Genomic DNA, 19,284 nt, shown 5'->3' with positions numbered 1-19,284 from the left:
GCGATCATCTCCCGGTTTTAGCCCCCCAACATCACGTGCCCCTGCCAGCGCACCCTCCCCAGGCGCGTCAAGTGTGGTCCATGTGCTTGTAAGTATTCAGAAAACCTTTCCTCTTTTTTTGAAAAGCCTTTGTCGGTTTCTTCGTTTCATTCGGGCTAGCTCTTGAAACTAATTGATAAGCATTCTTAAAAGGAGCATTTCAGGATGCCGAAGACGCCGTCACCCTGCCCATCCACCCTCTGCCTGGCCCTGCGCAACAGTCTGCTTTGTGGCGCGCTGGTGTCGCTTCCGTGGGCGTTACCGGGCGTGGCGCACGCCACGCCCGGTATTCAGGTGGTTCGTCAGTACGACATCCCCTCTGGCACTCTGGACCAGGCGCTCAACCAGTTCGCCAACGTTGCCGGGCTGTTGCTGGCCGTGGACGCCCGACTCACTGCCGGTAAGCCGTCGCCGGGCTTGCAGGGCCTGTATTCGCCAGCCAAGGCCTTGCGCCAGTTGCTGATGGGCAGCGGCCTGGTCGCCCGGGTCGATGACGATGGCCAGGTGCACATCGAAAAACAACCTCAAAACGCCGGCACTCTGGAACTCAACGCCACCAACGTCGTCGGCGAGGCAGAGCCCGATGCGCTCAAAGACTTCAACGCCCCGCGATCCACCGTGAGCCGAAACCTCGAACAGCTGGAGCGTTTTCGTGGACGCTCCAACGCGGACATGCTGGCCGGTATTGCCGGTGTACACACGTCCGACGGGCGCAATGGTGGCGGTATGGAGGTCAACATCAGGGGTATCCAGGGCCAGGGCCGGGTGCCGATCAAAGTCGACGGCAGCCAACAATCGCTGGATGTCTATCGCGGTTACGCAGGCACCGCGCAGCGCGCCTATGTCGACCCTGACCTGATCAGCAGCGTCACGGTCAACAAAGGGCCAAGCCTGGGCGCGGGCGCGGCCGGGGCCATCGGCGGCTCGGTAGAGATGCAAACGCTGACTGTCCAGGACATCCTCAAACCCGGCGAAACCAGCGGTTTTCGCGTACGCGGGTCGCTGTCCGACAACAGCACCAGCGATATCCCGGACCAGTATCAGGTCCACCCGCGCACTGAGCGCAATGACCTGCTCAACCCTCACGATTGGTCGCGCAGCCTGGCCTACGCCCACAAGGGCGACAGTTTCGACGTGGTGGCCGCTTACGCCGAGCGCAGCAGCAACAACTACTTTGCCGGAGATCATGGCCGTGAACGCTATGACACCTCGACCATCAGCGGCGGCGGCCTGGTGGATGCCAATACCGTGGCGCGCAACTATTACGAAGGCGAGGAAGTGCTGAACTCCGGCACCCACAACACCTCGTACCTGCTCAAAGGTACGCTGTACCGTGACAACGGCCTGGAACTGGGGCTGGGTTATCGCTACCTGGATTCAAGTTTCGGCGAAATCATGCCGTCGCAGATCGGCCGCACCGGGCCGACCGTCACCTGGCCCCTGGGTGATTTCAAGAAAGACATCGATCGCTACGACCAGGCCTGGTGGATGGGGGCCAGCCCCGAGTACTACCAGCGTTGCTCAGCCGTGCCGGCAGCAGTGCCGGATGGCAATAACATGTGGGATGCGTCTGGCTGCTTCGTACGCGAAATTCTCGATCCGGTGGAGGACTACACCAACGCCAACCGGATGATTCAGTTCAAACCCGGCAACATCAAGCTGCACACCCTCACCAGCGACTTCAAATGGCGCCCCGAGGACGACGCGCTGGCACGCTATGTCGACCTGAACGGCCACCTGTGGGCCACTTTCGCCCGCAGCATTATGTACAACAACACCGGTTTCCATGCGCCTCAACGCGGCCAGGGCTACCAGGACGAGCAAAGCGAAAAGTACCGCTCCGCGCTCAAATCGGACCTGAGTAACCTCAAGGTCGGCGCCGACCTGACCAACATCAACCGCTTCGACACCCGTGGCGGCGATTTCACCCTGACCTATGGCACGTCCTACCTGTACGAAACCATCGATCCGACCCGTGCGCCCTATCAGGACGATCGGCAAAACAATCGTGTGGAGCGCGACGCCAACCGCCACGAGTACAGCCTGAGTACCTCGCTGGACTACCAGCCCATCCAGGACCTGACGTTCACCCTCGGCGGGCGCTACAGCGGCTATCGCATTCGCGACCGCAATCGACAAGCCATCATCGAGTCACGCCCGGATTCATTACCGGCTTATCCCTGGACACCCTGGACCCGTGAGTTCACAGGTTTTGCACCGAACACCGAACTGTCCGGCCACGGCTTCGCACCGGCCTACAGCGTCAGCTACACCTTCAACGAACACCTGATGAGCTACGTGTCCTACACCCAGGGTTTGCGCATGCCGTCACTGTTCGAAACCACCATGGGCAACTGGACCGCCATCCCCAACGACGACTTGCGTCCTGAACGAATGAAAACCTTCGAAATGGGGACCGCGCTCAATGGCAACAACCTGCTGTTCAGCAACGACCAGGGTGCAATCAAACTGGCGTACTTTCGCAATACCATCGACAACATGATCACGCGCAACTATCGCTACAACAAAAGTGCGCCCGCCGGTTTTGGTGGCGAGCTGAACATCCGCAACGTCGACAGCTTCACCACCCAGGGCTTTGAACTGACCAGCAGCTACGACAGCCGTTGGGTATTCGCCGACGTGTCTTACGTTTACAACACCAAGGCCGAGACCTGCGACAGCGCCTTCGCCCAGGCCCTGCGCGATGGCGGAAAGCTGCAAACCCCCGATTGCACGCCTGGCGGCTTCCAGGGCTCCTACACCAACACCCAGAACCCGCCGCGCTATACCGTCAACATGGTGCTGGGCGCCAAGGCGTTCGAGCAAAAACTGGCCACCGGCATACGCATGCTCTACAACAGCGGCCCGATGTACGTGCTGGACAAATCCTGGCAGGTCGGCGCAACCACCCCACAGCAGCATTACCTGTCCACGCGGATCTACGACTACTTCGCCGACTACCAGATCAACGATGAACTGAAGGTCAGCTTCAATATTTACAACCTGACCGACCAGTACTACCTGGACCCGATGTCGCAAAGCATGATGCCGGCACCGGGCAGGACATCAAGCCTCTCGGCCTCGCTGAAATTCTGAAGCGCCACCGTTTGCTGATCGGGCAGGCGCAGTGTTTGCCCCACGAAAAAGCCCCCGTCATCACACCTGATCACGGGGGCTTGTCGTTAGTGCCTGTCGCGTTGTTCACCAGCGCTCCGGAACACGCCGGGCGGGCCTTGCATCAACAGGATGCCTCGGTCTCGGCGCCCTCTTCGTCAAAGCGTGCGAACCACCGCCGGGTACTGTCCTTTCCAAAGCTCGCGCCATACGGCGAATGGCCGTGAAGTTGAACAGGATCCGGACTGCGTACCGGCTTCACCACTTTACTGACGGCCACGTACGTCGCTGGAACCCCGTCAGCAAGCGCCCCCAGCTCCGGGTACTCACCTGCACGAATAATCAGGCCGTTGTCGTAACTGAGTACGTCGATATCACTCCGGGAGCCCTGCAATTGGCGCACAGTTGCCTCCCCGCCCAGACGCTCGACGAAGGTCTTCGAGAGGATCGTGTACCAGTTTGCCCCTTTGATCTGGTCAACCAAATGCATGGAAAGACTGTGTGGCATAGAGTCGACCTCCAGCCCTGAATACTGTTGAGCCAGCTCACACTCAATGTGCGTGTAACAATCAAAGTCAAACGGCAGGATTGTCGACAGCCCACCATAGCCATGGTCCGCGCAGACCTGATTGCACAAGTAAGTCAGCCAGTCACGATAGCGAGCCAACCCTTGTGCAGTCGCAAGAAACGTCCAGGGCAACACAAGTTTGATAAACGAACGCGTCGAGTCACCGTGCAACGCCTGTGAGTTCAGAACCGCCAGACCGTAGGTCTCGGCCTCCTGATCGTTCACAGCACTGGAGATCTGCCACTCATACCGGTCATGGGGGCCGGTCTTCAGGATTTTCTCACGGCTCTTTTTGAAACTGTCGGGGGTCAGCTTGCTGTGTCGTTCCCGGAACTGTGCTTTGAGTTCTGAGCCGAACTCGCTGTAGAAGCGATCAAAGCACTCCATGACTTTTTGCTTGTTTTGGGTCGTGTACCCTTCTTTGAAGTACAGGGTCGCAATCAACCCCAACTTCACTACCGGGGTCCCGTCCGGCAATTCAAAGGCCAGATCAGGGGCAAGCCCTGCAAGTTGCTCCAGTCCCTTCATAACAAGTCTTCCTTAACATGCGATCACGCCAACGCCGCCAAAAACGCTGAGAGAAAGCGACACGCAAAGCCTTCCTCACATTTCCCGCCCATGCAAAAAGCCCCGAGGCGGTTAAGCGCTCGGGGCTTTTCAAATAATGGCGGAGAGATAGGGATTCGAACCCTAGGTACTGTCGCCAGTACAACGGATTTCGAATCCGTCCCATTCGGCCACTCTGGCATCTCTCCAACGGCGCGCATCATAACAGCACATTCACAGGAAGCAAACCCTCAAGTGAAATTTTTTCCGTGCTATCAGATGCTTGCGTCGATTACAGCGGTACGCCGAGGCGGTTGGCGACTTCTTCGTAGGCTTCGATGACGTCACCGAGGCCCTGACGGAAGCGGTCCTTGTCCATTTTCTTGCCGGTAGCCTTGTCCCACAGACGGCAGCCGTCCGGGCTGAATTCGTCGCCCAGGACGATGCTGCCATCGTGGAACACGCCGAATTCAAGCTTGAAGTCGACCAGCAGCAGGCCGGCGTCGTCGAACAGCTTACTCAGCACTTCGTTGACCTTGAGCGACAGTTCTTTCATGCGAACCAGTTGCTCAGCAGTACCCCAACCGAATGCCACGACGTGGGATTCGTTGATGAACGGGTCGCCCTTGGCATCGTCCTTGAGGAACAGTTCGAAGGTGTAAGGGTTGAGCTTCATGCCTTCTTCAACGCCCAGGCGCTTGACCAGGCTGCCGGCGGCGTAGTTACGCACGACGCACTCGACCGGGATCATGTCGAGTTTCTTCACCAGGCACTCGTTGTCGCCCAGCAGTTTGTCGAATTGGGTCGGCACGCCGGCGGCTTCGAGTTTCTGCATGATGAAGGCGTTGAACTTGTTGTTCACCATGCCTTTGCGGTCGAGCTGCTCGATGCGCTTGCCGTCGAACGCCGAGGTGTCGTTGCGAAACAGCAGGATCAAGCGGTCAGCGTCATCGGTCTTGTAAACCGACTTGGCTTTGCCGCGGTAGAGTTCTTCACGTTTTTCCATGATGGGCTCCGCTTGCTAAGTTGATGGGCTAGGCGATATCTCGCCAGTCGAGCCCTGAATCTTGATCGGCCAATTGCAGCCAGTCCGGGTCGCACCCGAGGGTGTCGACAAAACATTGCCGGGCCAGCTGCGGCAGGTTGTTCTTGCTGCTCAGGTGGGCCAGAACCAGGTGTTGCAGGTCTTGCCAGCCCAACTCGGCCACCAGGCTTGCGGCCTGATGGTTGTTCAAATGTCCCAGTTCACCGCCCACCCGCTGCTTGAGAAAGGATGGGTAGTGACCTCTGGCGAGCCTGTCACGGCAATGGTTGGCTTCGATCATCAACGCATCGAGGTTGCGATACCCCTCCAGCACCGTGGCGCAATACGAGCCCAGGTCCGTCAGCAGGCCGAAGCGCCGCCGACCATCGCTGAAGACGTACTGCGTCGGTTCCTGCGCATCATGGGCCACCGCGATGACGCTGATGCTCAGGCTGCCGATCTGCAATTGCTCACCGCCAGCCAGAAGGCCCGCCGGTTCAATCGGTTTGCGCATCCCGCGCAGGGTGCCGCGACTCAGGTAGACAGGAAGATTGTAGCGCCGAGACAGCAAACCCACGCCATGCACGTGGTCGGCATGTTCGTGGGTCACCAGTATCGCGCTCAGTTGCGTCGGGTTGACACCCAGGCGCAACAGGCGTTTTTCGGTTTCACGCAGGGAGAAACCACAATCAACCAGTACAACCGTATCGTCGCTGGCTATCAGCGTGCCGTTCCCTTGGCTACCGCTGCCGAGAACGGCAAAACGCATCGAATCAGCCCAGGTTGTCCTGAATCATGCCCAACACCTTGCGGGCCACATCGGCCGGTGCAACGGTGTTGATGTTTTTCTCGACGGTGACCTGGACGTTCTCGCCAACCTTGCTCAGGCGAACCTGATAACGCTCGGCACGGGCTTCAACTTCTTCCTTCGCAGGCTTGCTGCCGAACAACTTGCCCAGGAAACCCGGCTCGTCGTTTTTCTTCTCGGCTTTTTCCGCGAGGTTGATGTAGTACAGGCCCAGGCTGCGGTTGATGTCTTCAACGCGCCACTCACCCTTCTCCAGCGCACGGCCGACACTCGACCACGCACGGTCCAGGTCGGAACCGACGTTGAGGACCGGGTTGCCGCTGCCGTCTTCGCTCAGGCTGACGCGGTTCGGGGTGTCGAAATCACGGGAGGCCAACATGGAGACAGAACCGCCCTTCTCTGAAGTACGGCTCATGCTCGCCAGCATGTCGTCGACCAGCGCAGCGTCCAGGCCAGTGTTGACCGAACGGTTGGTGAAGGCGACGTCGGCGGTGCTGCCGGCAGGACGCTCGGCGCTGACCACGTAGACTTCACTGGTATTGCGCTGCACGCCTGGCTCGATGCGCACCCGCACGCGGGTTTCGCTATCAGATGCCACGCCAGCAGAAGTCAGACGCTTGGTGACTGCCGACGACAACTCGTCAGGACGCTGCCAGGACGTGGTGAACTCGCCGGTTTGCGGACGCTGTTCATCCAGACGGAAACCGTTGTCCTGGAAGAACTGCACGGCCACGGGCCAGACTTCGGCCGGTGGGTGCTGCGCCATGACCCAGCGCGAGTCGCCGCTCTTTTGCAGGCTGTAGTCACTGGCATCGGCCAGCGCCGACAGTGGCTGCGGACGTGGCACTTCGTATTCACCCTTGACGGTGTCGTCTGCCACGTTGCGCGGGATCGGCAACAACGGGTCCAGGCGCTTGGAGGTGCTGACGTCCGGCGGCAGTTGCATCGGTGCAGTCTGTTGCGCTTCCAGGTAATCGCTACCACGGTCACGGAAGTAACCTTCCGGGCCCCAGACCCATCCGCAGCCACTGGTGCTGGAGATAATCAAGGCAAGTGCGGAAAGTCCGGCCATTCGCTTCATGCGTTGTACTTCCTCAATTAAACCAATACGCCGGACTGGCGCATGGCCTGTCGCAGCGGTTCGTGACAGGCTTCGCTGAGCCAGGTGAGCGGCAGACGGATACCGTCCGGCATCAAGCCCATTTCATGCAGGGCCCATTTCACGGGGATAGGGTTGGATTCGATAAACAGGGTTTTATTGAGCGGCATCAGTTTTTCGTGGATCGCCCGGGCAGTCACGGCATCGCCCTTCAGGGCTGCGGTGCACAGGTCACTCATTTCACGCGGCGCTACGTTGGCAGTCACCGAAATGTTGCCTTTACCGCCCAGCAGGATCAGCTCGACTGCGGTGGCGTCGTCACCGGAAATCACCAGGAAATCCTTGCTGACACCGTCCAGGATCGCCTTGGCGCGCGAAAGATCGCCCGTGGCTTCCTTGATACCGATGATGTTTTTCACGGTCGACAGGCGGATCACCGTCTCGGCCTGCATGTCACAGGCAGTGCGACCAGGCACGTTGTAAAGGATCTGCGGGATGTCGACGGCTTCGGCGATGGTCTTGAAGTGCTGGTACAGGCCTTCTTGCGTCGGCTTGTTGTAATACGGGGTTACCAGCAGGCACGCATCGGCGCCGGCGGTTTTCGCATTGGTGGTCAGTTCGATGGCTTCGCGCGTCGAATTGGCGCCCGTGCCGGCGATCACCGGGATGCGCCCTGCGACCTGCTTGACCACGCGACGAATCACCTCGATGTGTTCGTTCACGTCCAGGGTGGCCGATTCACCTGTGGTGCCGACGGCCACGATAGCGTGGGTGCCGTTTTGCAGGTGAAAGTCCACCAGTTTGCTCAGGCTGTCCCAGTCGAGACGCCCCTGTGCATCCATGGGTGTGACCAGTGCCACCATACTGCCCGCAATCATGCAACCGCTCCTGCCGGAAAAAGAGAGCGGTAATGGTACTGGCGCCAAGATGCTTGTACAAGCGAAGTACTGCGCGCGCGCCATTCCCCTGAGCGCTGGTTTTCGCTACCCTTCAGACTTTGATCGGTAACTGACCAGCTATCAGGCCGGGTTCCAGCCTTCATTTTCGGCATCATAAGCCCCGATCCCGCATTGCCAGCCGCGTTCTCGCTACACTGCAGAGCGCTACAACTGTCTGGCTCGGGTTTTCTGAATGCGTCTGCGCAGGCTCACCCCCAGCAAAAAGCCGGTACAGTACCGACCGCTCATCGCTTTAGGAATGCTGCATGTCCACCCCCACAGTTCGCGAACAATTCCTTGTCATCAGTGCCCTCGGCGCCAACCCCATGGAGCTGACTAACGTCCTGTGCCGCGCCAGCCACGAAAATCGCTGCGCCGTCGTGACTTCCCGCCTGACTCGCCATGGCGAGTGCAGCGCGTTGATCCTGGAGATCTCCGGCAGTTGGGACGCCCTCGCCCGCTTGGAAGCCGGCCTGCCGAGCCTGGCCAAGAAGCACGCCTTCACCGTCAACGTGGTGCGCAGCGCGGCACTGGAAAACCGCCCGCAAGCCCTGCCGTACGTGGCGTATGTCAGCTCGGCCTACCGCTCCGACATCGTCAACGAGCTGTGCCAGTTCTTTATCGACCACAACGTCGAGCTGGAAAACCTGACCTGTGACACCTATCAGGCCCCGCAGACCGGCGGCACCATGCTCAACGCCACGTTCACCGTGACCCTGCCGGCCGGCGTGCAAATCAGTTGGCTGCGCGATCAGTTCCTGGATTTCGCCGATGCGCTGAACCTGGATGCGCTGATCGAACCGTGGCGCCCACAGAACCCAATGTAAGGAAGCTCCATGGCCGTTGCTATCGACCAACCCGTCGCCAACTTCGAAGCGCCTGCCACCAGCGGGCAGACTGTCAGCCTGGCCGCCCTTAAAGGCCGGCAAGTGGTGATTTACTTCTATCCGAAGGACAGCACGCCAGGCTGCACCACAGAAGGCCAGGGCTTTCGCGATCAATACGCGCAGTTCCAGGCGGCCAATACCGAAGTGTTCGGCGTGTCCCGCGACAGCCTGAAGTCCCACGAGAACTTCAAGTGCAAACAAGCGTTCCCGTTCGAGTTGATCAGCGACAAGGACGAGGCCATCTGCCAACTGTTCGATGTCATCAAGCTGAAAAAGCTCTATGGCAAGGAATACCTGGGCGTGGATCGCAGCACTTTCCTGATCGACAAGGACGGCGTGCTGCGTCAGGAATGGCGCGGCGTGAAGGTGCCCGGCCATGTGGATGCGGTTCTGGCGGCAGCGCAGGTGCTGAACAAAGCCTGATGTTATTGCGGCGTTTTCATTGACGCCTTCGCGAGCAAGCCCGCTCCCACAGGAATTTTCGCTGAACCTGTGGGAGCGGGTTTGCTCGCGAATGGGTGCCCCCCGCCGATTATTCTGGATCTACCTCTACAGCAGCGGCGCAACAATCGGCTCCTTGCGCGGCCAGGCATCCAGTACGGCTTTGAACAGGGTCGCCAGCGGTATCGCAAAGAACACCCCCCAAAAGCCCCACAGCCCGCCGAACAGCAACACAGCGCAGATGATCGCCACCGGATGCAGGTTCACCGCTTCGGAGAACAGCAGCGGCACCAGCACGTTACCGTCCAGCGTCTGGATGATCCCGTAGACCGCCATCAAATAGATGAACTGATCGCTCCAGCCCCACTGGAACAGCGCAATCAGCAGCACCGGCACGGTCACCACCACCGCCCCGACATACGGCACCACCACCGACACGCCGACCAGCAGCGCCAGCAATGCCGCATAGTTGAGCCCCAGGGCAACGAAGGCGATGTACGTCACGCCGCCGCAAATGAACATCTCCATGACCTTGCCGCGAATGTAATTGGCGATCTGCCGATTCATCTCCTGGGCGACCCGTGTAATCAGCGCGCGCTCACGGGGCAGATAGCCACGCACCCATTGACCGATCATCTCCCGGTCCTTGAGAAAGAAAAACACCAGGATCGGCACCAGCACCAGATAGATCATGATGTTCACCACCAGCGGCAGGCTGGAGAGTGAAAAGGTCAGCGCCCACTGTCCGAATTTGCCGATTTCACCCCGCGCGACTTCAATCGCCTGCAACACCTGCTCATCAGACACCAGGTGCGGATAACGCTCCGGTAACAGCAACAACAGCGATTGCCACTTGGCGAGCATCCCCGGCAGCTCGTTGAACAGCGTAATCAATTGATGCCAAAGCAACGGCACCACCACCACGATGAACACCAGCAACAGGCCCATGAACAGCGCGAACACCAAACCGACCGCTGCGCCGCCGGGCACGCGCAAACGCTCCAGGGTCACGACCAGCCCCTGCATCAAGTAAGCCAGCACCATCCCCGCCAGCACGGGCGCAAGCATACCGCCCAGGGTGAGCACTGCCGTGAAGGCCAAAATCAACAGAACTGCCAGCACCACCGCCTCTTCATCAGAGAAGTAACGCTGGATCCAGTCGCGCAACACTTTAAACATCAATGTTCCTTAAAAAGAGAGCCTGCAAGACTAATGCCGGTCAGTTAGAGCACGAAACAGGCTCGCTCCCACAAGGATTTCGTTTAACTGACTGGCATAACCTGCAAGGCTCAGGCCTTTTTCAGCCAGTAGCGATAAACACCGGCGTCATCTTCTTCGCGAAGCAGCGTATGACCAGCCAAACGGGCAAAGGTGCGGAAATCGCGCTGGGACCCGGCGTCAGTGGCTGTCACCTTGAGCACCGCACCGCTGGCCAGGCGATTGAGTTCCAGCTTGGCCTTGAGCAGTGGCAACGGACAATTCAGACCGCTGGCGTCCAGTTCGGCGTCATGCTCTACAGCGTCGGTCATTGCTTCACTCCGTTCAGGTGATTGAGACGCCTAGAATATCTGGTCGCAAGGCAAGTGTCCGGCTACAGTAAGGTCTTTGTCTTCTAAGGCTTTGTGCATGACTTTTCTGCGCCCTACCCTGCTGACGCTCGCTTGCCTGCTCGCCTCACCAGGCTTCGCCGACGACTTGCCGTCACTCGGTGATGCCAGTTCAGCCATCGTCTCGCCACAGCAGGAATACCAATTGGGCCGTGCCTGGCTCGCGATGCTGCGCAGCCAGGTGTCACAACTCAACGACCCCCAGCTCAAGGACTACGTCGAATCCAGCGTCTATAAACTGGTGGAGACCAGCCAGGTCACCGACCGGCGCCTGGAGTTCATCCTGATCAACAGCCCGCAACTCAATGCCTTCGCCGCTCCTGGCGGGATTGTCGGGGTCAACGGCGGCTTGTTTCTGAACGCTCAAACCGAGGGCGAGTACGCCTCGGTGCTGGCTCACGAACTGGCTCACCTGTCGCAACGTCACTTTGCCCGAGGCGTTGAGGCCCAGCAGCGCATGCAAGTGCCAATGATGGCTGCCCTGCTGGCCGGTATCGTCATTGCCGCAGCCGGCGCCGGGGATGCCGGCATCGCGACCATCGCAGGCACGCAGGCGGCCGCCATCCAGGAACAGCGGCGCTTCTCACGGCAGAACGAGCAGGAAGCCGACCGTATCGGCATCCTCAATCTGGAAAAGGCCGGTTACGACCCTCGCTCGATGCCCACCATGTTTGAACGGCTGATGCGCCAGTATCGTTTCGACGCCAAGCCACCGGAATTCCTGCTGACTCACCCGGTCACCGAATCCCGGATCGCCGACACCCGCAACCGCGCCGAACAGGCAAAACCGGGCGGTATCGAGGACAGCATGCGTTATCAGTTGATCCGCGCGCGGGTTCAACTGATCTACGAAGAAACCCCAGGCCTGGGCGCCAAGCGCTTCCGTGCCCAGCTCGATGAAAACCCGAAAAACGATGTGGCACGTTATGGCCTCGCGATTGCCCAGATCAAGGGCGGCCAATTGAATGAGGCACGTGAAAACCTCAAGCAACTGCTGGCCAAGTCTCCCAACGAAATCATCTACAACCTGGCACAGGTCGACCTGGACATCACCAACAGCCGCTTGCCCGATGCGCAGTCTCGCGTCGACCGGATGCTCACCCAGTATCCGGGCAACTATCCGCTGAATCAGGTTCGTGTTGATTTGCTGCTCAAGCAGAACCGTCCGGCTGACGCCGAGAAAGCGCTTGAAGCGCTGCTCAAGACGCGCCCTGACGATCCGGACGTGTGGTACATGGTGGCAGAAACCCGTGGCCTGTCTGGCAACATCATTGGCCTGCACCAGGCTCGCGCCGAGTACTTCGCACTGGTTGGCGACTACCGTCAGGCCATCCAGCAACTGGACTTCGCCAAACGCCGTGCGGGTAGCAACTTCCCGCTGTCGTCACGCATCGACGCCCGCCAAAGAGAGCTCATGGAGCAAGAGCGCATGATCAAGGACATGATGGGCTGAGGTTTATTCCAGTCAAAAAAAACGCCTCTTTCGAGGCGTTTTTCTATTCAGCGTACAACCGATTTACTCGGCCAGTTTGAACGTAATGAAACTCGCACGGCCCTGACGCAGAACCCGCATCGACACCGAACGGTTCTTGGGCAGCGCCTTGGCAATGTCCATGAATTCCTTGGTCGAATCGATGGCCTGATTGTTCAGGTGAGTGATGACGTCACCCGGACGCAGGCCGATCAGGGCAGCAGGACCGTCCTGAACTTCCTTGATGACCACGCCACCTTTGAGGTCGAAGGTTTTCTTCTGCTCATCGGTCAACTCGACCACTGCCACGCCCAAGCGATTACTGCTGCGCTCAACCCCGGACTTCGGCAGCGCATCCAGCTCTTTACCTTCTTCGGGGATAGCACCGACCGTCAGTTCGACATTCTTGCGCTTACCGTCACGAATCACTTCAAGGTCAGCTTTGGCACCCGACTTCAGTGCGCCAACCAGATGCGGCAAATCGGCAGACATGACGATAGGTTGACCGTTCATGCTCAGAATAACGTCCCCCACCAGCAAGCCACCCTTGGCTGCCGGGCCACCCTCCTGGATCTGTGCAACCAGCGCACCGGCCGGTTTCTCCAGACCGAAGGACTCGGCAAGGTCCTTGTTCACTTCCTGGATTACGACACCCAACCAGCCACGGCTGACCTTGCCACCGCTTTTAAGCTGGTTCGACACGTCCATGGCAACGTCGATTGGGATGGCAAACGACACGCCCATGAAGCCACCGGAACGGGTGTAGATCTGCGAGTTGATCCCGACCACTTCACCGGCCAGGTTGAACAGCGGACCACCCGAGTTACCCGGATTGATCGGCACGTCGGTCTGGATGAACGGCACATAGTTGTCGTTCGGCAGGCTACGACCAACGGCGCTGACGATCCCCTGAGTCACGGTATGGTCAAAACCAAACGGTGAACCGATTGCCACCACCCACTGCCCGGCTTTCAAATCCTGAGATTTGCCCAGCTTGAGCACCGGCAGATCCTTGCCTTCGACCTTGAGCAACGCCACATCGGAGCGCGGATCAGTGCCGATCAACTTGGCTTTCAACTCACTGCGATCGGCAAGACGCACGATGATTTCATCGGCATCGGCGATCACATGGTTGTTGGTCAGGATGTAACCATCAGGCGAGATGATGAAACCCGAGCCCAGCGACTGCGCTTCACGCTGACGATCACCGCGTGGCGGACGCCCTTGTGGCGGCATCCCGCGCTCGAAAAACTCACGCAACATCGGTGGCAAGCCTTCCAGATCCGGCATCTGATCGGAGACCTTGCGGTCCGGAAGTTTCTGCGTGGTACTGATGTTCACCACGGCAGGTGAGGCCTGCTCGACCAATTGCGTAAAGTCAGGCAAATCGGCCGCCTGGGCTGCGACCGTCTGACCGAGCACTAGCACGGCGGCAATAATGGATAAATAGGACTTCAAACGTGGTATCGACATACGGCTCCCGTTACGACGAGCATGGTTAAGCGATAGGAAACAACAAATACCGGACAACGATCCACGGTACTTTTGTTCCGGGAACAACAAAACAAGGCCAGAGCCGTGAGGCTCTGACCTATAGAAAATTTAAAGAAATTTTGCAAACTGAAATGCTCACCAAACATTTCGGCGTCTCAATTGTGAGATGGACATTGCTGACCCCTTACACAACTAACCTGCCGATGGATGAGCATCACCGTGTCGACTCACTGCTTGGCCGTCGTGTTACCGGAACGCATGGACAGTGCAATTCGCTCAGCGGTGCCAATCGGAATCTCGCCTACCACCGTGACCATCATCTCGCCTTCAGGGGTCGTCAGACGACGGGAAACGGCAACGGTCGGGCCCAACTGAGTACGGGTATCGGTCACCGTCGCACCATTGAGAGGCTCAAGGAACACCGAAAAACGCGCCAGCCCGTCGTCATACATCAGGCTGCTGACCTGCGTTTTGGTTTCGGGATCCTTGTGCGCGGAACTGCTGGCCAACTCGAAGCCGGGCGGCAACCAGTCCGAATGCCATACCTGAGCCGTTTTCACCGCAGCTGCCTTGTCTGCGTCCAGCGCAACCACCTTACAGTCAGGGCTGGCCTGAAGATCGGCATCCGAGGGAACGTCGGCAGTATCAAGCTGAGTAAACTGGAAGCGCTCCAGCAACTGGCCTTTTTCGTTGAGCAGCAATGACTTCAATGGCAAACCGGTCTGGCTATCCAGATGCAGCTCAAAGCCATAACGGTGTTGATCACGAGGCGTCAACGACACAATTACGGCCGGACGCCCGGCCACACGCGACTTGCCAATGACGGCAAGCTCATACCAATTCTTGAGCTTTTGTGGATCAAGTGCACGAGCAGAGGAGTTTGGTGTATCACCCAACCCCGCAACCAGGGTGCCGCTGACGCATTGAGTATGCCCATCAATGCGTACGACCTCCTGAGCCGATCCGTCAAGCTGGAGCAAACGCTCACGGACCTTGCCATCCTGGACACGATGCCAGATGTTGTGGGTAGAAAAACTACCGTTGCGCTCGTAGACAAAAGTGCCTTGAAAGCTTTGCTGTTGCTCAGCCTGCCCTAGACGGTTCAACCAGTCCTGGGCCTCATCGGCGTAGGCTGGAACAGCAAACCAGCCACCGAGCAGAAGCGAAAGTAGAGGTATGGCGCGCATGATCCTCCTTAACGGTTTTCCAGGCTGGCTGCACGAGCGTAAGGCAACGCGCTTTCAGTGCCTTTTAGCGCAGCTTGTTGAGCATGTTGGCGCAAGTAGCTTGGCAGACGCTGATCGTGCCAGCCTGGCTGACCTTGCAGTACGCCATTGGCCATTGGGCCAGTGGCTTGCGAACTCTCATTGTAGCCGGCCAAAACTGCTGGGCCTTTAACTTGTGGAACGGCCAGGCCAGGTTGAGTGGATTGCTGTGCCAGTTCGACACCGGCAATCTCGTCCTGATTGTACAGACGCACACCAGCCAACACGGCCACAGTCACAGAAGCGGCCACCGCCAGACGACCCAGGCTGCGCCATGGACCGCGGGAAACCTTTGCCGGCACGGCTTCGTCAGCCAGCGCAGCAGAAACGGCCGCAGCGATGTCCAGACGAGGCAGCAACAAATCCTTGTGCATAACGGCTCGTGCGACTTGGTAACGGGCCCAGGTCTCGCGAGTTTCTACATCGTCGAAGGCATTCAATACCCGACGTAATTCCAGTTCGTCCGCTTCGTTATCCATCACTGCGGACAGCGATTCCTGCAGGGCTTCACGACTCATGGCGGTTCCTCTCTTGGCTATCGCCGCTGTCTCAGCTTTCCTGCAACAATGGCTGCAGGGCTTTATCGATGGCTTCCCGAGCGCGGAAAATCCGGGAGCGCACGGTACCCACCGGACACTGCATGACGCTCGCAATGTCCTCGTAACTCAGACCATCGAATTCACGTAAAGTTAACGCCGTACGCAAATCTTCTGGCAGTTGCTGAATGGTTCGATGGACGGTGCCTTCGATCTCATCCCGCAGCAATGCCCGCTCCGGCGACTCAAGATCCTTGAGGCCATGATCGCCATCGTAGAACTCTGCATCTTCAGAACTGACATCGCTATCCGGCGGCCGACGGCCGCGTGAAACCAGATAGTTTTTCGCCGTATTGATGGCGATGCGGTATAGCCACGTATAAAACGCACTGTCTCCGCGAAAATTACCAAGTGCACGATAAGCCTTGATAAAGGCTTCCTGTGCAACATCCTGGGCTTCATGGGTGTCGTGCACAAAACGCACGATCAACCCGAGAATTTTGTGCTGGTATTTCAGCACTAGCAGATCAAATGCACGCTTGTCGCCGCGCTGAACGCGCTCGACCAGCTGCTGATCCTCTTCCTGGGTTAGCATGAACACTCCTCGATAAGCGCGGAGGAGGCTTGCATAACCAATCGATCAAGCTTGCAAACATAGACTCGGGCTTTTCGCAAAAGTTCTCCCCCCTCCAGGCAAGTTTCCTGCGGCTCTGATTTGGCACGCACGAAAAACGCAGCGCGGGCTTGGCCGGCTGCGCGAATAATCTTGTCGTCGAACCCACACGCAAAGACTGAATCACAAGCCCCGCATAAAGACCGACGCGTCCCCTTCTTTCAGGCAACCTTCTATTGAACGTGGGCGCTTGGCAAAAGTTCCCAATCTTTATAGTCGGGCAAGAGCGACAATGTGCGACCGTGAAGAGAAAAAGAGTGTTTCATCCGCGATACGGGTGCCTTGTCGGCGATTTGACCGGTAAATCGCCCGGCACGACCCTCAAGCCCGGTCGTCACTTTTACGTCACAGTCATTTCACATCGCCATGAAGGCCCGGCTATTGTGCCGATCCACCCCTCTATATACTAGTGCGCTGTGTGGCTGCCTTGACTCGCCAATCCAGGTGTCTTGCGCCAACCCCGACCCGGGTCGCTTTGAGCGGAATCCTGAAATGAGCCAACAGTTTCAACACGATGTTCTGGTGATTGGCAGCGGCGCTGCCGGCTTGAGTCTTGCACTGACCCTTCCCGGTCACCTGCGCATTGCCGTACTGAGCAAAGGCGACCTCGCCAACGGCTCGACATTCTGGGCCCAGGGCGGTGTCGCTGCCGTACTGGATGACACCGACACCGTTGAATCTCACGTCGACGACACGCTCAATGCCGGCGGCGGCCTGTGCCACGAAGACGCCGTGCGTTTTACCGTCGAGCACAGCAAAGAAGCCATTCAATGGCTGATCGACCAAGGTGTGCCGTTCACCCGCGATGAACAATCCGGCACCGAGGACGGTGGTTTCGAGTTTCACCTGACCCGCGAGGGCGGTCACAGCCATCGACGCATCATCCACGCCGCTGACGCTACTGGCGCAGCGATTTTCAAGACATTGCTCGCCCAGGCTCGCCAACGCTCGAACATCGAACTGCTGGAACAACGCGTCGCTGTCGATCTGATCACCGAAAAACGCCTGGGCCTGGACGGTGATCGCTGCCTCGGCGCCTACGTGCTCAACCGCGGCACGGGCGAAGTCGACACCTACGGTGCACGCTTCGTGATTCTTGCCTCCGGCGGCGCGGCAAAAGTCTATCTGTACACCAGCAACCCCGATAGCGCCTGCGGTGATGGCATCGCCATGGCCTGGCGATCCGGTTGCCGGGTGGCGAACCTGGAGTTCAACCAGTTCCACCCCACGTGCCTGTACCACCCGCTGGCCAAAAGTTTTTTGATCACCGAAGCCCTGCGTGGCGAAGGGGCGCACTTGAAGCTGCCCAATGGCGAGCGCTTCATGCAGCGCTTCGATCCCCGCGCCGAACTGGCGCCACGGGACATCGTGGCGCGGGCCATCGACCATGAAATGAAACGCCTGGGCATCGACTGCGTGTACCTGGACATCAGCCATAAGCCCGAATCCTTCATCAAGACGCATTTCCCGACGGTCTACGAGCGCTGCCTGGAATTTTCCATCGACATCACCAAACAACCCATCCCGGTGGTGCCCGCCGCACACTACACCTGCGGCGGCGTGATGGTCGACCAACAGGGCCGCACCGATGTTCCGGGCCTGTACGCCATCGGCGAAACCAGTTTCACCGGCCTTCACGGCGCCAACCGCATGGCCAGCAACTCACTGCTGGAATGCTTCGTCTACGCACGCTCGGCAGCGGCAGACATTCTGGAGCAACTGCCCCAGGTCGCCATCCCCATCGCCCTGCCCGCCTGGGACGCCAGCCAGGTCACCGACTCTGACGAGGACGTGATCATTGCGCACAACTGGGACGAACTTCGGCGATTCATGTGGGACTACGTAGGCATTGTGCGTACCAACAAGCGCCTGCAACGGGCACAGCATCGCGTTCGCCTGTTGCTGGACGAAATCGACGAGTTCTACAGCAACTATAAAGTGAGCAGAGACCTGATTGAGTTGAGGAACCTTGCTCAGGTGGCGGAACTGATGATCCGCTCGGCAATGGAGCGCAAGGAAAGCCGCGGCCTGCATTACACCCTCGATTACCCGAACATGCTGCCAGAGGCGCTGGACACTATTCTGGTGCCGCCCACCTACGACGACTGAACGTGAGGCGCACCCGCAGGCGTCGGTGCACATCCGCCGCCTGCGCATCGTGTGGCACGCAGAGGGCCCGCACTCGCCGCTCACCCTGTAGACGAAAACGCAACACGATGACCAACGGTAGCGCCAGGCTGTCAGGACGCAATTGCACCGGCTGCCAGCCTGACTGTCGATTCCATAGCTGCCAGCCATCGGCGTCACGCCGCAGGCCACTGAACGATGCTGGGTGCGTCAGCAGAATTTGTCGCGGCAGAACCCAAAAGCCATGGAGCAGGCAGAGCGCCGCGCCAGACAGGCTTGCCCAGAAGGGAATATCAAGAAGGTACAACGAACCCAGCGCGAACAGCTGAGCGAGGAGATACGCCGCCAGCAGTTGCCGTGAGGCCTGCCAGCGGCATTCGAACACGTTACTTGGGCTGAACACGGTCCAGAATCATGCGAACCATGCGTTGCAGCTCAGGGTCTTCCGATTCAGCACGCTCCATGAACCAGCCGAACATGTCCTGATCTTCGCACTCAAGCAGTTTGACGTAGCAGGCGCGATCAACCTCGTTGAGGTGCGGATAGACCTCTTTCACAAACGGCACCAGCAACACGTCAAGTTCAAGCATGCCGCGGCGGCTGTGCCAGTAGAGGCGGTTCAGTTCAACATCTTCGACCATGGAGCG

Annotated in this window: 18 protein-coding genes and 1 tRNA gene; 5 read left to right on the top strand and 14 right to left on the bottom strand. The window is 58.8% G+C overall.

The window, feature by feature from the left end:
* The first annotated feature begins 204 nt into the window (after positions 1 to 204).
* Positions 205 to 3,135: a TonB-dependent receptor gene (locus AC1Z1G_RS06970; protein WP_483625957.1), complete on the top strand. Its 2,931-nt coding sequence runs from the start codon at positions 205 to 207 to the stop codon at positions 3,133 to 3,135.
* Positions 3,136 to 3,277: 142 nt separating this feature from the next.
* Here the strand turns inward: AC1Z1G_RS06970 and AC1Z1G_RS06965 are convergent, their stop codons facing one another.
* The 6 genes from AC1Z1G_RS06965 to dapA all read right to left on the bottom strand — a co-directional run bounded on the left by AC1Z1G_RS06965 (position 3,278) and on the right by dapA (position 8,076).
* Complete coding sequence (locus AC1Z1G_RS06965) at positions 3,278 to 4,249, bottom strand: type VI immunity family protein (protein ID WP_483625955.1); 972 nt, start codon at positions 4,247 to 4,249, stop codon at positions 3,278 to 3,280.
* A gap of 137 nt (positions 4,250 to 4,386) precedes the next feature.
* Positions 4,387 to 4,476 (bottom strand) — tRNA-Ser (locus tag AC1Z1G_RS06960).
* An 83-nt stretch (positions 4,477 to 4,559) separates the two neighbouring features.
* Positions 4,560 to 5,273 carry a phosphoribosylaminoimidazolesuccinocarboxamide synthase gene (gene purC, locus AC1Z1G_RS06955; protein ID WP_483625953.1) on the bottom strand — a complete coding sequence of 238 codons (714 nt, stop codon included), beginning with the start codon at positions 5,271 to 5,273 and terminating at the stop codon, positions 4,560 to 4,562.
* A gap of 28 nt (positions 5,274 to 5,301) precedes the next feature.
* Positions 5,302 to 6,060: an MBL fold metallo-hydrolase gene (locus tag AC1Z1G_RS06950; protein ID WP_483625951.1), complete on the bottom strand. Its 759-nt coding sequence runs from the start codon at positions 6,058 to 6,060 to the stop codon at positions 5,302 to 5,304.
* A 4-nt stretch (positions 6,061 to 6,064) separates the two neighbouring features.
* Positions 6,065 to 7,180, bottom strand: coding sequence for an outer membrane protein assembly factor BamC (gene bamC / locus AC1Z1G_RS06945; RefSeq protein WP_483625949.1), 1,116 nt, complete (start codon positions 7,178 to 7,180; stop codon positions 6,065 to 6,067).
* A 17-nt stretch (positions 7,181 to 7,197) separates the two neighbouring features.
* A complete protein-coding gene (gene dapA, locus AC1Z1G_RS06940) occupies positions 7,198 to 8,076 on the bottom strand; it encodes a 4-hydroxy-tetrahydrodipicolinate synthase (RefSeq protein ID WP_483625948.1) in 879 nt (292 codons plus the stop codon).
* 326 nt (positions 8,077 to 8,402) lie between these two features.
* Here dapA and AC1Z1G_RS06935 point away from each other — a divergent pair, with 326 nt between their 5' ends.
* Together AC1Z1G_RS06935 and AC1Z1G_RS06930 are read left to right on the top strand one after the other, a co-directional pair.
* Positions 8,403 to 8,963 carry a glycine cleavage system transcriptional repressor gene (locus AC1Z1G_RS06935; RefSeq protein WP_095080353.1) on the top strand — a complete coding sequence of 187 codons (561 nt, stop codon included), beginning with the start codon at positions 8,403 to 8,405 and terminating at the stop codon, positions 8,961 to 8,963.
* A gap of 9 nt (positions 8,964 to 8,972) precedes the next feature.
* Complete coding sequence (locus tag AC1Z1G_RS06930; RefSeq protein ID WP_483625946.1) at positions 8,973 to 9,446, top strand: peroxiredoxin; 474 nt, start codon at positions 8,973 to 8,975, stop codon at positions 9,444 to 9,446.
* Between the two features lie 126 nt (positions 9,447 to 9,572).
* Here AC1Z1G_RS06930 and AC1Z1G_RS06925 read toward each other — a convergent pair whose 3' ends face one another.
* Entirely contained in the window at positions 9,573 to 10,643 is a 1,071-nt protein-coding gene (locus AC1Z1G_RS06925) for an AI-2E family transporter (RefSeq protein WP_483625945.1), read from the bottom strand.
* A gap of 110 nt (positions 10,644 to 10,753) precedes the next feature.
* Complete coding sequence (locus tag AC1Z1G_RS06920) at positions 10,754 to 10,993, bottom strand: sulfurtransferase TusA family protein (RefSeq protein WP_347904588.1); 240 nt, start codon at positions 10,991 to 10,993, stop codon at positions 10,754 to 10,756.
* A 97-nt stretch (positions 10,994 to 11,090) separates the two neighbouring features.
* Between AC1Z1G_RS06920 and AC1Z1G_RS06915 the strand changes: the two genes are divergently transcribed.
* Positions 11,091 to 12,524 (top strand): M48 family metalloprotease, encoded by a 1,434-nt coding sequence (locus AC1Z1G_RS06915; RefSeq protein ID WP_483625943.1) that lies wholly within the window; start codon positions 11,091 to 11,093, stop codon positions 12,522 to 12,524.
* A 63-nt stretch (positions 12,525 to 12,587) separates the two neighbouring features.
* Here AC1Z1G_RS06915 and AC1Z1G_RS06910 read toward each other — a convergent pair whose 3' ends face one another.
* From AC1Z1G_RS06910 to rpoE, 4 genes are all read right to left on the bottom strand, one after another.
* On the bottom strand, positions 12,588 to 14,015 hold the full coding sequence (locus tag AC1Z1G_RS06910; RefSeq protein WP_483625941.1) for a DegQ family serine endoprotease: 1,428 nt from the start codon (positions 14,013 to 14,015) through the stop codon (positions 12,588 to 12,590).
* A gap of 248 nt (positions 14,016 to 14,263) precedes the next feature.
* A complete protein-coding gene (locus AC1Z1G_RS06905; protein WP_483625939.1) occupies positions 14,264 to 15,223 on the bottom strand; it encodes a MucB/RseB C-terminal domain-containing protein in 960 nt (319 codons plus the stop codon).
* An 8-nt stretch (positions 15,224 to 15,231) separates the two neighbouring features.
* Entirely contained in the window at positions 15,232 to 15,819 is a 588-nt protein-coding gene (locus AC1Z1G_RS06900) for a sigma-E factor negative regulatory protein (protein ID WP_347904584.1), read from the bottom strand.
* 31 nt (positions 15,820 to 15,850) lie between these two features.
* Entirely contained in the window at positions 15,851 to 16,432 is a 582-nt protein-coding gene (rpoE, locus tag AC1Z1G_RS06895; protein WP_019692537.1) for an RNA polymerase sigma factor RpoE/AlgU, read from the bottom strand.
* 570 nt (positions 16,433 to 17,002) lie between these two features.
* On the opposite strand from rpoE, the gene nadB reads away from it, so the two are divergent.
* Complete coding sequence (gene nadB / locus AC1Z1G_RS06890) at positions 17,003 to 18,619, top strand: L-aspartate oxidase (protein WP_483625937.1); 1,617 nt, start codon at positions 17,003 to 17,005, stop codon at positions 18,617 to 18,619.
* Here the strand turns inward: nadB and AC1Z1G_RS06885 are convergent.
* Together AC1Z1G_RS06885 and AC1Z1G_RS06880 are read right to left on the bottom strand one after the other, a co-directional pair.
* On the bottom strand, positions 18,588 to 19,040 hold the full coding sequence (locus AC1Z1G_RS06885) for a protein YgfX (RefSeq protein ID WP_483625935.1): 453 nt from the start codon (positions 19,038 to 19,040) through the stop codon (positions 18,588 to 18,590). The genes nadB and AC1Z1G_RS06885 overlap by 32 nt on opposite strands.
* Positions 19,024 to 19,278: an FAD assembly factor SdhE gene (locus tag AC1Z1G_RS06880; RefSeq protein WP_483625933.1), complete on the bottom strand. Its 255-nt coding sequence runs from the start codon at positions 19,276 to 19,278 to the stop codon at positions 19,024 to 19,026. Before AC1Z1G_RS06880 ends, AC1Z1G_RS06885 begins: the two co-directional genes overlap by 17 nt.
* Between the last annotated feature and the right edge of the window lie 6 nt (positions 19,279 to 19,284).

The organism is Pseudomonas sp. JL27(2026) (assembly GCF_056933555.1).
The sequence above is the reverse complement of the archived record's forward strand: the minus strand, read 5'-3'. Positions and strand labels throughout refer to the sequence as shown.